The organism is Streptomyces sp. Inha503, assembly GCF_047215865.1.
In the GTDB taxonomy this organism is placed as follows: domain Bacteria; phylum Actinomycetota; class Actinomycetes; order Streptomycetales; family Streptomycetaceae; genus Streptomyces; species Streptomyces lycopersici.
This window is the reverse complement of sequence record NZ_CP178360.1, coordinates 690032-703242: the sequence shown is the minus strand read 5'-3', so window position 1 is coordinate 703242 and position 13211 is coordinate 690032. Positions and strand designations below refer to the sequence as shown.

Below are 13211 nucleotides of genomic sequence, written 5' to 3'. Positions count from 1 at the left end.
GGCCTTCGCACTCATCGCCTCCGCGGAGAGCCTGTTCAGCGCGGCCGCCGTGGGCCGGCTGCACGACGGGCGGTGTACCGACTGCGACAAGGAGCTCATGGCCCAGGGCGCGGGCAATACGGTCTGTGGTCCGCTCGGCGCCCTGCCGATGACCGCGGTCTTCGTGCGCGGCGCCACCAATGTGCAAGCCGGGGCCAGGACCAAGGTGTCGCGGGTCCTGCACGGTGTTTGGCTGCTGGTGTTCGCCGCCCTGCTTCCGGCCGTCCTCGGGGTCATTCCGGTCGTGGCCATGTTCGAGGGCGTTCTCATCGGACTGGTTCCCGAGCGTCATAACGCCGAGGGGATCGAGCCCGTCCGGCTCATCCCCGCCCCATGAGGCGCGGACCCCGCGGGATACGCTGCGATTCCGCGGGGCCACCCCCGCGAATCAGAACGGGCGCCGCGTCCGCGAATGTCAGGACGGGCGGCGCCGAGGACGTGGCCGGACTTCGAGGGCTGTGACGTGATGCGAGCTGTGCGGCGCATGCCGGCGCCGGGCTGCGGCCGCCCCGTGGGGGGTGGCCGGGCCGCGGTGCTCGGCGTGTTGGCCGTATTGCTTCCGCTGCTCGCGCAGACCGGTGGCCTGTCGCCGGTGGGTTCCGCCATGGCCTGCTGCGGCCCCGCGGTGCTCCTCGGCTTCCTGCTGTGCGCTCGCCGCTCGTACGCTCCCGAGCACGTGCTGGCCGCGCTCGGCGGTGCGCAGGCCGCCTTCCACCTCGGCTACACCCTGCCGGGGCTGTCTTCCGTCGCGTCCGGTCATCCGTCCTGGGAGGTACCGGTCGGGCACGCGGTCACCGTCGCGCTCGCAGCCAAGCTGCTCGGAGTGACCGACGCCGTGCTGCGTCCCCTGCGGACCCTCGCCATGGCCGCGCGGCAGCGGCTTTGCCTCCGGCTGCCGAGGCTCGTGAGGGCCGTCCGGCGGCTGCCGCTGATTCCGGTGAGCGACCCGGGTCGTACCGCCGTCGCGTTCCGGGCGCCACCGTGCCGGAGCGAGCGCGCCCCGCCGCCCCGCCGCCCCGCCGTGTGATCCCGCGAATTCCGCTTCCGCTCCGGCCGGTGCCGGGCGGCGGTGCCTGCCCGGTCTGAACCGGCGTGGCGGCCGCCGTGCGCCCGGCCGCCGATCCCGGCCGCCCGCGCGGCCGGACGTAAAGGCAACTCGCATGTTCACCACCTCACTTCCGCGCGCGACGGTCGTGGCCGGGCTGCTGGTGTGCGCCGCCCCTGTCGCGGTCGCCACCGCGCCTCCGGCCGCGGCCCACACCGAGCTGACCGGCAACACCCCGGGCGACGGCGCCCGCCTCACGACCGCCCCCGGCCGTGTCTCGCTGTCCTTCAACGACCAGATGGACGCCCGCTACAGCCGCATAGCGGTCACCGGTGCCTCCGGCCGTTCCCTCACCACGGGCCCCGTGAAGGTCGACGGACGGACCGTGACCCGAACACTGGCGGCCGACGTGCCACCAGGCCGCTACACCGTCGGCTACCGGGTGGTCTCCGCCGATGGCCACCCCGTCTCGGGTAGTTACACCTTCACGGTGACCACCGCCCGTACCACCAGCCCCGCACCCACCACGGCCCCCTCCGCTCCGGCCGAAGCGTCCCCGGAGGAGTCCTCGGGCCCTGGTCTGCTCCCGGTGGCCGCAGGAGCCGCCGTCGTGTTCGCCGGAGTGGGCGGCGCCGCCTACGCGACGCATAAGAGGAGGTCCGGCCATGGCGGTTGACCCCGTATCCCGTACGCTGCTGCGCCGCCCCGTGCTGCTGGCGCTCGCGGCGGTCACGTCCGCGGTGGGCGCGTTGCTCGCGGCCGTACGGTTCGGCGGCGGCATCCCCGAGGCGGTAACGGGGCTGCCGGACGCCGGGCCGGTCACCGCGTGGGGGCTGCCGTTGGTCCGGGCCTGCGCCGACCTCGCCGCGGTGTGCGCCGTCGGCGCACTGCTCCTGGTCGCCCACCTGGCGCCTGGCGACCGGCGGCGGCTGAGCACACGCCGGATGCGGGCCCTGACGATCGCCGCCGTGGCGGCGGGGGTGTGGCTGCTGACGACGCTGGCCGCCCTGGTGTTCACCGCCTCGGACCTGCTGGCCCAACCGCCCGCCGAGGTCCTCGCCCCCGGGCTGCTGGCGGACGTCGCCATCAACACACCGCAGGGGCGTGCCCTCGCGCTGACCGCCCTGGTCGCGTTGGTGCTGGTCACGTTCCTGCCAGGGGTGACCACCCGCGCCGCGGCCACCGTGTCCCTGTACGTGGCACTGGCGGGGCTGGTGCCGCCCGCGTTCGCCGGTCACTTCGCCTCCGCGGGCAACCATGACGCCGCGGTGATCAGCCTCGCGGCGCATGTGCTCGCCGCCACGGTGTGGACCGGCGGACTGGCGGCGGTCATCGCGACCGCCGTACGGGCCCCGGCTCAAACGGCGGCGGCCGTGCGGCGCTTCAGCCCGCTGGCCGCCTGGTGTCTGCTGACGGTCGCCGCGACCGGCCTCGTCAACGGGCTCATCCGCCTCGAAGCGCCGGGACAGCTGTTCACCACCCGCTACGGGCTGCTGCTCCTCATCAAGACCGCCGCGCTCATCGTCCTCGCCGTATGCGGCGCCTGGCACCGCAGGCGCACCCTGCCGGCCCTGGAGGCCGGGCGGCGGGGCGCGTTCGCCCGGCTGGCCGTGGCCGAACTGCTTCTCCTGGCGGCGACGGTCGGTATCGCGGTCGGGTTGTCCCGCAGCCCCGCCCCCGCGCGGGAGCCGGAGTCCTACGATCCGGTCCAGGAGCTGCTCGGCTTCCCGATGCCCGCACCGCTCGGCGGCTTCCCGTGGACGCCGCTGGTCACCGAGTGGCGGTTCGACGGAGTGTTCGCCTTCGGCGCCGCCGTTGCGGGCCTCGCCTATCTGGCGGGAGTCCGCAGGCTGCGGGCCCGTGGTGATGGGTGGCCGGTGGGCCGTACGGTGGCGTGGCTGGCCGGGCTGGCGGTCATCGTGGCCGCGACCATGAGCGGTCTGGGAACCTACGGCAAGGTGCTGTTCAGCGTGCACATGGGTCAGCACATGACACTGGCCATGACCGCACCGATCCTGCTGGTCCTGGGCGCTCCGGTCACCCTCGCCCTGCGCGCCCTGCCCGCCGCCCCGAAGGGCGGCCGGCGCGGCCCGCGCGAGCTGCTGACCGCGGTGCTGGGCAGCGGCTACGTCAAGGTGATCTCCCACCCGGCGGTGGCCGGAGTGCTGTTCATCGGCAGCGCCTTCGCGGTCTACTACACCCCGCTGTTCGCTACCCTGATGCGCAGCCACTACGGCCATCTGGCGATGCTGCTGCACTTCCTCGTCGTCGGGCTGCTGTTCTTCTGGGTGATCATCGGCGTCGATCCGGGACCGCACCGGATACCGCATCTGGCCAAGCTCTTCGTGCTGATCCTGACGATGCCGTTCCACTCCTGGTTCGCCATCTCGCTGATGAGCTCGACCGATCTCATCGGCGACGGCTGGTGGGGAGCGCTCGACCGGCCCTGGGGTGCCACACTCGCCGACGACCAGTACAACGCGGGCGCCATCGCCTGGGCGACCGGCGACATCCCGGTGCTGATCACGACGATCATCCTCGCCATCCAGTGGGTCCGCTCCGACGCCCGCGAGGCACGCAGGATCGACCGCCAGATCGACCGGGGCGACGCAGGCGACCCGTTGGCCGCGTACAACGCCTACCTGGCGAGCCTCCATGCTCGCGACGCGCGCATGGCGCGGACCGGAGGCACGGGCGATGCGCGTACCAAGTCCACTTCGCGGACCGACGGAGAGAGCCACCCGGTGGAGGACACGGCGTGAAGCACCCGACAGTGCTGAGCCGGGCAGTTCCAGTGCGAGCCCAAAGGCACTGGTGCACCCGAGCGGCCTTCGCAGCCGCCGCCTGCGCGGCCGTGGCCCTCGGCGTCCGCCGTGGACGTACTTCTCGCCCGACTGACCACAGGGGCCTGGTGCATGAGGGGCTGACCGAAGGGACGTGAACGAGCGGAGGGTGACAAGCGGTCAGCGTGTCAGGCGCGATGTGGTTACGATCAGCGTGATGAGACGGTGGCGCCGGCGGACCAGGGGGGCCGGGCACACATGGCCGCGGTCTTGATGCTGCGCTGCGTGGGTTTGATGGCCGTCGCGTTGTGGCTGGCGCCGGTGTGTGCCCATGCCGCTGACGGCAGCGTCTCCATGGCGAGGGCGGACATATCGCGCGTACCAGGCGGCGCGATGTCGTTCGCGGATGACGCCGTCGCTCATCTCCACACCGATCTCGAACACGGGTCGAGCGACCAGGACTGCCGGGGCCGTTCCGTTGAGACACGGGAAGCGACGGCCCCGCCACCGATGCCGCTACCACGGGATACCGCGAGCCTCCCCACCCACCTGGCCGCCGGGGCCGAGCCCGTTCGTGCGTCGCGGTACGGCGTCGTCCCGTCCGTCGACCTGTATCACCTTCAGGTCCAGCGCGTGTAGACCGGATATCAGCGCGGCCCTTTGTTGGCGCCGTGCGTTCAGCGCGATCCTCTGCCCTCGACGCCAGGCGGCAGAGCCCCGATATCCGCACACCTCCCACCGCGAAGCCCCTGAGCATCGCGGGGACAAGGGCATGCCATGGGTTCCCCTGGAGCCAAAGCGAAACGCGAGGCCCGTCGCGCCAAGATCGAAGAGCTGAGCACGTGGAGACCACGACCGGTGATCTCACCGTGGCCGGCCACTGGCACGTGCTGAAGCAGATCGACATGCTCAGCGACTATCCCTGTGTCGCGGCCCGCCTCGTCGATCGCACCCTGCGGTTGCACGCGTGGTTCCACGAAGTCGACACCGGTGCGACGCTCGCGCACGACGCGCACGTCAACGCCTTTCTCCCGTTGTGAACAGCGAACAGTGAGATGCCCATGACGAACACCACAAGGTGGCCGCGATGACCCGCCCCGCAACCATTGCTTACGACGAACGCCTGACCGCACCCCGTACCTGGCGGTTGATCGCCGCCCTCTTCGGCCTCGCCGTGGGGCTGGTCTTCCTGCCGTACGGTGTCGTGGCAGCCCTGATCACCCTGGTCGCCGGCGCCTGCCTGGCAGGCGTCTGGGCAACCACGATGTGCTCGAAGGCGAGGAAGCACGGGCCTGGCGCACATACAGAGCGGACCTCCGTGCCTTCATGGTGATGCGCGGGTACATCACCACCGCCTTGCGCATCGAGGTCACCTATCCCGATGACCCCCCTCCGTACGTGTACGTGTCCACGCGTACGCCCGAGCGGCTCGCCCAGGCTCTGATCGCGGCCGGCAGGAGGACGGCTCAGGCTGACGGGCCGTCGGCCGATGCCGGGACACCTGGGACTGGTGGTCAGTGGGAGTGAGGTCCTGGCCGGTGCACGGGGCCGTGGGTGATGCCGTAGTCCTCACCGAGCTGGTGCTGGAGGGTGCGGCGTACGGCGTGGCAGACGCCGCCCGGGACGACGTACTTCACCGGCCAACTGCGCCACTCAGGACGTGTGACCGAGCATTTTCCGCATCTCGGTGATCTCAGCGCTCTGCGTGGTGACGATGTCACCGGCGAGTGCCTTCGCGGGACCGTAGGAGCCGTGCTTCTTCTCCGCCTTGGCCATGTCGATCGCGCCTTGGTGGTGCTTGATCATCATGGTCAGAAACATGGTGTCGAAGGCTTTGCCGGAGGTCTGCATCATTTCGCGCATCCTTCGGTCGTTCATCATGCCGGGCATGCTGGGCGTCGCGGAGGTACTGCCATCGTTCATGCCAGGCATGCTCATGCCCTGAGGGACCTTCTCGCCCCAGGATTTCAGCCAGCCGGACATGGTTTTGATCTCCCTCTTCTGCTCTTTCTCGATCTTCGCAGCGAGGGCTTTCACCTTGCTGGAGGAGGCACGCCTCTCGGCGAGGTCGGCCATCTCGATGGCCTGGCGGTGATGCACGATCATCTGCTGGGCGAAGGTGGTATCGGCCCGGTTGTGGTTGCCCGGGGCGGCAGTCGCCGGCGCGGAGGTGGCAGTGGAGGCACTCGCCACCTCGGCTTTGTCGCCCTTGTTCCCACAGGCACCCAGCGCCAGGACCGCCGCCGCGGCGATAGCGGTCCATACGGTACGACGAGGTGGGGAGCTGGTAACGGTCATGCCTGGTCTCTCCTGAGGGCCGGGCATGCTGACCCTGCTGACAGCACAGTGCAGCCCGATGGTCCGATTCCAGCCCATGGTGGCCTGTACCGCTCCGTATCGGAGGAGATGAGACTCGCGGCGAGGCCGATGGACACCCGGTGGACGAGTCTTTGAGACAGAACAGCCATGAGCGCTCAGCACGCGACCTTGACCAACAGCGGGGCAGCCGTGTGGAGCCGGGCCCTCGCTTCGCACTTGTGGGCGGTCAGTTCCCGCGCGGGGCGTACATGATTACCGCCATGCCTGCCAGGCAGATTGCGGCGCGATGACGTCGAAGCGGTCGGGGCGGCAGGCGTCGGCGATCGTGCCCCAGGCGATCGATCCGGCGACGAAGATGCCGCCGTAGGCGGCCAGGATGCGGCCGAAGTTGTCATCCGAGGGACGGGCAATGAGCACAGCGGGTCCTTCGGACAGGCGAGGGGGCAGGAGGCAGGCGAGGACACGGCGGGTCAGGCAGCGTCGGTGAACAGCTCGGTCAGCAGGCCGACGCCCTCTGCCGGGGCGCGCACCTCCAGATGGAGGTCGGGTCCGTCAAGGTGGAGCCGGAAGTCGAAGAACGGGCAGCAGCCCTGTTCGGCCGCCGCCAGTTCCGCGACCGCCGCCGCGCGCGACACGGGCAGCGTCAGGCAGAGCCCTTCGGGGATCTGGCGGCGGGCACCGGTGAGGGCCTGGCGCCAGGCCGTGGCGCGCTGTGCTGTCTGCTCGCCGGTCAGCGAGCAGGCGACCGGTGCTGTGCGCCACCGCTCGACTTCTTCCTCGGACGCGCGGCGGCTGGGGCTCAGGGCGACATCCACTGGTCCGGGGCTCGGCCGGGACGCGGCTGGCTGCCCGGTAGAGGACTTGGCGGGGGCGGGGAAGCCGCACTGCGGATCGCACCGCCCGGTCCGGTCCAGCAGGGCATCGATGTGCTCAAGCGCGGAGCGCAGAGTCGCGGTGAACGCCGCCAGCTCCGCCGCCCGCTCCTCGGCCGCCGCCACGCCCGCGACGAGCCGCGGGCGCAGGTCGGCCTTCACCTCCCGACAGGTTCCCGATTCCCACACGCCCAGCAGTTCGGCAATCTCCTTCAGTGGCAGCTCCAGGTGCTTGGCGGCGCCGATGAATGCCAGCCGCTCTACGGCGTCTTCGCCGTAGAGGCGGTAGCCGGAGGTGGTCCTGTCGGCGGGCAGCAACCCGGAGGTCTCGTAGAACCGCAGCGTGGTCGCGGGAACGCGGGTGCGTTCGGCGAGCTGGGAGATCCGCATGGCGTTCATGCCGCCGACCGTAATCCTTCGAGGCGACTCGAAGGTCAAGCCCGCGGTGTCGACGCGAACCGTGTGCGGGTGCCGGCCGGGGCGCAGCACGAGCAGCCCGGCCGGCACCCGCATCCGTCCTCCTGTGCGCTTCCCGTCGCGCGGGGGCCGGACACCGCCGCCGCGGCGGAAGACGGGGGTGTGGCGCAGCAGCCCTTGCCCTGCCAGGCGTCGCGGCCTTCTCTAACGGCGATCGCGGCGATGACCAGGGCGGCGATGGGGTCGGCCCAGGACCAGCCGAGGGTGGCGTTGAGGACCAGCCCGACCAGGAGGATGGCGGACAGGTAGGTGCACAGCAGGGTCTGCTTGGAGTCGGCGACCGCGCTGGCGGAGCCGAGTTCGCGGCCGGCGCGACGCTGGGCGGCGGACAGGAATGGCATGACGGCGAGGGAGAGGGCGGCGATGACGATGCCGGGGATGGAGCGTTCGGCTTCCCCAGTGCCGGCGAGCGCGCGGGCGGCGTCCACGCTGATGTATGCGGCGAGCGCGAAGAAGGAGATCGCGATGATCCGCAGGGTGGTCTTCTCCCGGGCTTCGCGCACGGCGTGGTCGGCCGCGGAGAACTGCCAGGCGACCGCGGCGGCGGAGGAGACCTCGATGACGGAGTCGAGGCCGAAGCCGATCAGGGCGGTGGAGGAGGCGATGGTGCCGGCGGCGATGGCGACGATCGCCTCGATGACGTTGTAGGTGATGGTCGCGGCGACCAGCAGCCGTATCCGCCGGGTGAGCACCTCGCGCCGGGCCGGGGAGGGCCCGAGGGATATCGATGTCTCGGCGGTCATCAGCAGCAGCCTTTCTCCTCGGCGTCCGGACAGGTGCGGTCGGTCTCGACGGCCACCACGGCGGCCCGCAGGTCGTCCAGGGCGTGACCGAGGCGCTCATCGGCGAGTTCGTAGCGGGTGCGCCGCCCGTCCGGGGCAGTGACGACCAGGCCGCAGTCGCGTAGGCAGGCCAGGTGGTTCGACAGGCGGGTGCGGGAGACGCCGAGGGCGTCGGCGAGGTCGGCCGGGTAGGCCGGCGCCTGGCGCAGGGCCAGCAGGATCCGGCAGCGGATCGGGTCGGCGAGCGCGCGGCCGAAGCGGACCAGCACGTCGATATCGGAGGCAACATTCAGCACACCGCGAGAGTACAACGAATCCTGAATTCAGGAAATCGTGAGTTGTGGTGCTCCGCCGGTCAGATCGCCGCGCTCTCGGCCGCCCGGCGCCCGAAGCGCTCCGATTCGGAAGGCGAGCGGGTCCGTATCAGGCATGCCCGCAGCTTGTGCCCTCCTGCCTTCCATCGCAGTGGCCGCTGAAGAGGCGCCCTTACGGGGCAGTCGGGAGCATGAGCGGAGCCGTCTCGAACCGAACCGGGCCAACGAGCTCGGTGCTTCACGGCCGAGTAGTTGACGCCACCACGACACTGCCTCCGGCCCGGCTCAGGGCGGTGCGCAGTTCGGCCGGGCACGGCTTGTCGGCGATGAGGGATCACCGCCCTGTGGGAGGCGCCCGTTACGCGGCGCCCGGGAGGCGCGGCGGGCAAGCGAGGACAGACGGAGCGCGAGGGAACTCCGGCGTCAGTTCGCCGCGCCGTACCGCACCCTGAGGACCGGAGGAAAGCCCCCGGCCTCGCCCTGTGGCTGTCCGTACCCCAGCACGGAGGACGGCGGGATGGTCCATCGCCTCCTCGGCACACAAGCCTTGAACCATGACATGGCATCGGACCGCCATCGTCCTGACCCTGCTCTTGACCTTCGGCGCCGCGGCTCCCGTCGCTCCGGCCACAGCGTCACCGGCCACGCCACCCGCCGCCTCCGTCGTCGACGCGCTCGATCACGCCGCGTACCCCCTGAGGACCGTCGAACCGGGCGGTGACACCGGCGATCTGCGCGCCCTCGACCGGATGATCGGAGGCGCCCGGGTCGTCGGCCTGGGCGAGGCCACCCACAGTTCCCATGACTTCTTCGCCCTCAAGGCCCGCGTCTTGCGTCATCTCGTCGGGGAGAAGGGCTTCCGGACCTTCGCCCTGGAGGCCCCCTGGAGCACCGGCCTGCGCCTCAACGAGTACGTGCTCCACGGCGAAGGCGATCTCCGGGACATCATGCGGGAGGAGTTCCAGCGCGACTACCTGTGGTGGAACAACACCGACTATCTCAAGCTCCTCCAGTGGATGCGGGCGTACAACGTCCAACACCCGGACGACCCCGTCCGGTTCATGGGTGACGACATCGCCTGGACCGGACCCGAGGTGTACGACGAGATCGCGGACTACGTGGCCGCCACCGATCCCGGGTCGAGCCCACGCCTCGCCGAGCTCTACCGCGGTCTGCGGCCCGACGTGCCGACGGGTACATACATCGAACGGTATCTGAACAAGCCGTACCCCGAACGCCAGGAGATGGCCCAACGCACGGGCGAAGCACTGACGTTGGTCAAGCGCCAGGTGTCGAACACCAGCAGCGAGGCGCACGCCTGGGCCGTCCAGCAGGCGACCGCGATCGACCGGACCGCCCGCCAGTACGCCTTCGACTTCGACGATCCCACCCAGGTGGCGCAGTCCATGCGCTACCGCGACCAGGAGATGGCCGCCAACGTCGTGTGGTGGCAGCGGCACACCGGAACCAAGGTGCTGCTGTCGGCGCACGACGCCCATGTGGGCTACGTGTCGAGCGACCCGGCTCACTACCCGAAGATGCAGGGTGCCTTCCTGCGCGAGGGTCTCGGCCGCGGCTATATGAGCGTCGGCCTGACCTTCGGCCGGGGCTCGTTCAATGCCACCGGCCCGGATGACGCCATCCACCGCTGGACTCTGGGCCCCGCGGGACCGGGTACCAATGAGCAGACCCTGGACCGGGTCCACCTCCGCGACTACATCATCGACCTGCGTACGGTCGGGTCACCAGCCCATGAGTGGCTGACCCGTGCCCGGCCGACCCGCATCGTCGGCACCGGTTACCCAGACGGGCCGTACGACATCGCCCTCGCTCCCACACACGACGTCCTGATCCACCTCCACCGGGTGACGGCCGCGCGGCTTCGGGACCGGTAGACAGACGAGAACCGTTGTTGGCGGTCAGCCAGGTGGCCGCGCGGCGCGGCACCTCGGCCGGGAATCCGGCCGGTGCCTCACAGTTCGACGTGGCTGCGGCCGGCGGGCACCTTCCGCCCGCGGGAGCGGTGGCCCCGCACGAGCACCTCGACGCGGGCGGGTCCGTCGGCGTTGACGTCGAAGGAGGCGCCGGAGGCCCGGAGCACGAAGTTGCGGACCGCGACGCGGGCACCGGTTGCCCGGAACACGGTCCGGCCGTCCCGGACGAGCGTGGTCCTGTCCGGTCCGGCGGCGACGGCGTAAGTGTGCCCCCGTAAGGAGACGTTGGCGACCGTATTGGTGCCGGGCAGCCCGAGGCTGCCGAACATGAGGGCCGAAGGGTCACCGTCCCAGGGGTTGTCGGAGATGAGCTCGTGCAGGCCCTGTACCGCCATCGCGTTGGACCAGGAGTAGGTGCGCCAGGCGGTGTCGACGGCGGAGGCCATGACGGACTGGCCGGGAATGGGGTCGAAGGACTCGGGGAACCAGTTCTCCTCGTCCCAGGCGTCGAGGTACATCGCGGTGCTCCGGGCGGCGAACCGGCCTGCGGCGTCGTCAAAGCCGTACCGTTTGAGGCCGTCGTACACGGTGGCGTTCATCGGCGGCCACACGGCGCCCTTCCACTGCTCGGGGGCGGAGTCCTCGCCGTACTTGTCGAAGAACCGGAAGTGCTCGGAGCCGGGGTGCACCGGGCCGCCGGAACAGTAGGCCGGGTCGTTGCGAGCGACGCTCGGAATGACGTACGGACCCCAGAACTCGTCGGGATCGAGGAGGTGTTCCACCACCAGGATCCGGGCTCGTTCCGGTGTGGCGAGGCCGGCGAACAACGGGTAGAAGACGGTCGGCGTCACCACCTCGTTCCAGGTTCCGTCGAGGTAGCGGCTCAGGTACAGGCCCTTGCCGGGATGCCACAGCCGCTCATTGAGCAGCTGCCGGATCGTCTCGTGCCGCGCGGCGAAGCGGGTGGCGTCCTGTGGCCGGTCCAGCACCCGGGCCATCTTGGCCAGGGTCTCGGCGAGCAGCGCGTAGTAGGAGTTGAGAGCCACGTCGGTGAGGTCGGTGTTGTCGCGGTGGTCGCCGCTGCCACCCTGTTTGGCTATCCGGTGGTACTCGGCGTAGACGGGGCTGTCGTCCAGTCCGAGGTGGTTGCCCCGGCCGCCGACCCGGTCTCCGAAGTAGGGGCTCTCCAGCAGACCGGCTCCGTCGGTGTCCCACTCCGGCAGGAGGTCGTGGAAGGTGACGAGCGCGGGGTAGGCCTTCTCCAGCACCGAACGGTCGCCGAACTTGGTGTACAGACGCCAGGTGGCGTAAGCATGCATGGGCCCGGAGTTCTGCTGGTCGTAGCGCGGCCCCCGCAGCGGGACCTGGTTGGGCGGTGCCGGTGCGTCGAAGACGTCCGTCTCGTGCTGGATGGCGAGCGGGCGGCTGACGAGGGCGGCGTCGACGGCGTCGAAGGCCGAGTCCCACCCGGTGAACAGTCCGCCTCCCCCGCCCCATCCCCACATGACGAAATTGCGCCGGCGGTCCTTGTCGTAGTTCGTGTTGAGGGACAGGGCGTCGCGTACCGCGTCGGCGGCCCGTCCGACCGGTCCGGAGCCGGTGAGATGGCCGCCGCGGACTCGCGCCGAGGCGGCGGCGAGTGCCCGCTCCACCTCGGGGGCGTCCGGCGCGTGGGCATCCTGCGGGCGATCGCCGATCCGGGCGGCGAATGTGATGGTCCGGCCCTTGCCGAGCCGGTACCCGAGCGCGGCGACGGCGGTGCCCGGTGCGCCGGTGCCTCCGGTCAGGGCCGCCGCCATGTCGGCGACCGAGGCGTAGCAGCCGCGGCTGTCGGCGGGTTCGGTGGGGGACAGCCGGATGTGACCGGTCTGGCTCTTGTCCAGCAGCCCCGGTGCGCTGCCCTTCACATCCCGGCCGTCCAGCGCGAAGGTCGCCTCCTCGCCCCAGGGCGTGGCGAGTTCGAGGACGACGGTGGTGTCGTCGTCGAACGCGGTGACGGCCCCGACCAGGCCACCGCCGTCGCCGGTGCGCGCGTACCGGACACCTATGGCGCGTTTCTGGCTCTGTGCCTGGTCGTACCGCTGCCGCAGCTGGGGAAGTCTCACCGTGGCGTCGGCGACTTCATCCGGCGACCACTGGTCGGGGTGGGCGATCACCTCGTGCAGCGCTTCGAGATGCGCCGGCATCACCGTGCGGTCGTCGGTGCTGATGTGGACCTGCTTGTACGCGCCGTCCGGCGTCATGGGGCCGATCCGCCAGAGGTGGTTGGTCATCTTCTCGCGGATGAGCTTGCCCTGCGCGGTGAGCAGGCCGATCCGGAGCACGAAGCGGGACTCGCCGCTCCCGACGAACAGCGCACCGGTCCAGTCCTGGTCCTTGACGCCGGGCATGGCGAACGGTCGTTTGAGCGTGGGATACGGCAGGGCCGTCCCGTGCTCCGCGGCCGTTTCCAGGGCGGGATCGGTGACGAGTGGGGAAGCGTTGGCGGGGCCCTGGTTCGTTGCGAGCGCGATCGCGGAGGCGCCGAGGCCGGCCGCGCCGGCCGATCTGAGGAAGTGGCGCCGGGGCATCCGATGTGGCATCACCTGGTGTGGCCTTTCTGTTCGAGGCGGGTGCGGTCGTCGTCCGGACGCGATCGGGCCACCA

13 protein-coding genes and 2 pseudogenes are annotated in these 13211 nt (G+C 70.7%); 8 read left to right on the top strand and 7 right to left on the bottom strand.

Annotated features, from left to right (window positions below; translation table 11 throughout):
• Window position 1 precedes the first annotated feature (1 nt).
• The 7 genes and pseudogenes from ACJX2R_RS03160 to ACJX2R_RS03130 form a co-directional block, all read left to right on the top strand.
• Window positions 2-310 (top strand): annotated as a pseudogene (locus tag ACJX2R_RS03160) (SulP family inorganic anion transporter); the annotation flags it as partial.
• 204 nt (window positions 311-514) lie between these two features.
• Complete coding sequence (locus tag ACJX2R_RS03155) at window positions 515-1066, top strand: hypothetical protein (RefSeq protein ID WP_413098638.1); 552 nt, start codon at window positions 515-517, stop codon at window positions 1064-1066.
• A gap of 133 nt (window positions 1067-1199) precedes the next feature.
• Window positions 1200-1760, top strand: a complete 561-nt coding sequence (locus ACJX2R_RS03150) for a copper resistance protein CopC (protein ID WP_413098637.1) — start codon at window positions 1200-1202, stop codon at window positions 1758-1760.
• The gene (locus ACJX2R_RS03145; protein ID WP_413098636.1) at window positions 1750-3846 is read left to right on the top strand and encodes a cytochrome c oxidase assembly protein; all 2097 of its coding nucleotides are present in this window, start codon (window positions 1750-1752) and stop codon (window positions 3844-3846) included. The genes ACJX2R_RS03150 and ACJX2R_RS03145 overlap by 11 nt, the downstream gene beginning before the upstream one ends.
• 863 nt (window positions 3847-4709) lie before the next feature.
• Window positions 4710-4907 (top strand): hypothetical protein, encoded by a 198-nt coding sequence (locus ACJX2R_RS03140; protein ID WP_413098635.1) that lies wholly within the window; start codon window positions 4710-4712, stop codon window positions 4905-4907.
• 47 nt (window positions 4908-4954) lie between these two features.
• On the top strand, window positions 4955-5200 hold the full coding sequence (locus ACJX2R_RS03135) for a hypothetical protein (RefSeq protein WP_413098634.1): 246 nt from the start codon (window positions 4955-4957) through the stop codon (window positions 5198-5200).
• Window positions 5134-5394: a DUF3093 family protein gene (locus tag ACJX2R_RS03130; RefSeq protein ID WP_413098633.1), complete on the top strand. Its 261-nt coding sequence runs from the start codon at window positions 5134-5136 to the stop codon at window positions 5392-5394. The genes ACJX2R_RS03135 and ACJX2R_RS03130 overlap by 67 nt, the downstream gene beginning before the upstream one ends.
• On the opposite strand, the gene ACJX2R_RS03125 is transcribed toward ACJX2R_RS03130, so the two are convergent.
• The 6 genes and pseudogenes from ACJX2R_RS03125 to ACJX2R_RS03100 all read right to left on the bottom strand — a co-directional run bounded on the left by ACJX2R_RS03125 (window position 5382) and on the right by ACJX2R_RS03100 (window position 8613).
• A complete protein-coding gene (locus ACJX2R_RS03125; RefSeq protein ID WP_413098632.1) occupies window positions 5382-5504 on the bottom strand; it encodes a hypothetical protein in 123 nt (40 codons plus the stop codon). The two genes, ACJX2R_RS03130 and ACJX2R_RS03125, sit on opposite strands and share 13 nt — an antisense overlap.
• A 16-nt stretch (window positions 5505-5520) precedes the next feature.
• Entirely contained in the window at window positions 5521-6165 is a 645-nt protein-coding gene (locus tag ACJX2R_RS03120; RefSeq protein WP_413098631.1) for a DUF305 domain-containing protein, read from the bottom strand.
• A gap of 247 nt (window positions 6166-6412) precedes the next feature.
• Window positions 6413-6582: pseudogene (locus ACJX2R_RS03115) on the bottom strand (YnfA family protein); the annotation flags it as partial.
• Between the two features lie 74 nt (window positions 6583-6656).
• Entirely contained in the window at window positions 6657-7457 is an 801-nt protein-coding gene (locus tag ACJX2R_RS03110) for a MerR family transcriptional regulator (protein ID WP_413098630.1), read from the bottom strand.
• Window positions 7458-7492: 35 nt separating this feature from the next.
• A complete protein-coding gene (locus ACJX2R_RS03105) occupies window positions 7493-8278 on the bottom strand; it encodes a cation transporter (RefSeq protein ID WP_413098629.1) in 786 nt (261 codons plus the stop codon).
• Complete coding sequence (locus ACJX2R_RS03100; protein ID WP_413098628.1) at window positions 8278-8613, bottom strand: ArsR/SmtB family transcription factor; 336 nt, start codon at window positions 8611-8613, stop codon at window positions 8278-8280. The genes ACJX2R_RS03105 and ACJX2R_RS03100 overlap by 1 nt, the downstream gene beginning before the upstream one ends.
• 572 nt (window positions 8614-9185) lie before the next feature.
• Between ACJX2R_RS03100 and ACJX2R_RS03095 the strand changes: the two genes are divergently transcribed.
• The gene (locus tag ACJX2R_RS03095; RefSeq protein ID WP_413098627.1) at window positions 9186-10526 is read left to right on the top strand and encodes an erythromycin esterase family protein; all 1341 of its coding nucleotides are present in this window, start codon (window positions 9186-9188) and stop codon (window positions 10524-10526) included.
• A 77-nt stretch (window positions 10527-10603) separates the two neighbouring features.
• Here the strand turns inward: ACJX2R_RS03095 and ACJX2R_RS03090 are convergent, their stop codons facing one another.
• Window positions 10604-13135: an MGH1-like glycoside hydrolase domain-containing protein gene (locus ACJX2R_RS03090; RefSeq protein WP_413098626.1), complete on the bottom strand. Its 2532-nt coding sequence runs from the start codon at window positions 13133-13135 to the stop codon at window positions 10604-10606.
• Window positions 13136-13211 lie beyond the last annotated feature (76 nt).

Coding starts and splice junctions, on each gene's coding strand:
- ACJX2R_RS03135 (WP_413098634.1), top strand. CDS start 4,955: ATGACCCGCCCCGCAACCATTGCTTACGACGAACGCCTGACCGCACCC.
- ACJX2R_RS03090 (WP_413098626.1), bottom strand. CDS start 13,135: ATGCCCCGGCGCCACTTCCTCAGATCGGCCGGCGCGGCCGGCCTCGGC.
- ACJX2R_RS03105 (WP_413098629.1), bottom strand. CDS start 8,278: ATGACCGCCGAGACATCGATATCCCTCGGGCCCTCCCCGGCCCGGCGC.
- ACJX2R_RS03145 (WP_413098636.1), top strand. CDS start 1,750: ATGGCGGTTGACCCCGTATCCCGTACGCTGCTGCGCCGCCCCGTGCTG.
- ACJX2R_RS03095 (WP_413098627.1), top strand. CDS start 9,186: ATGACATGGCATCGGACCGCCATCGTCCTGACCCTGCTCTTGACCTTC.
- ACJX2R_RS03110 (WP_413098630.1), bottom strand. CDS start 7,457: ATGAACGCCATGCGGATCTCCCAGCTCGCCGAACGCACCCGCGTTCCC.
- ACJX2R_RS03120 (WP_413098631.1), bottom strand. CDS start 6,165: ATGACCGTTACCAGCTCCCCACCTCGTCGTACCGTATGGACCGCTATC.
- ACJX2R_RS03150 (WP_413098637.1), top strand. CDS start 1,200: ATGTTCACCACCTCACTTCCGCGCGCGACGGTCGTGGCCGGGCTGCTG.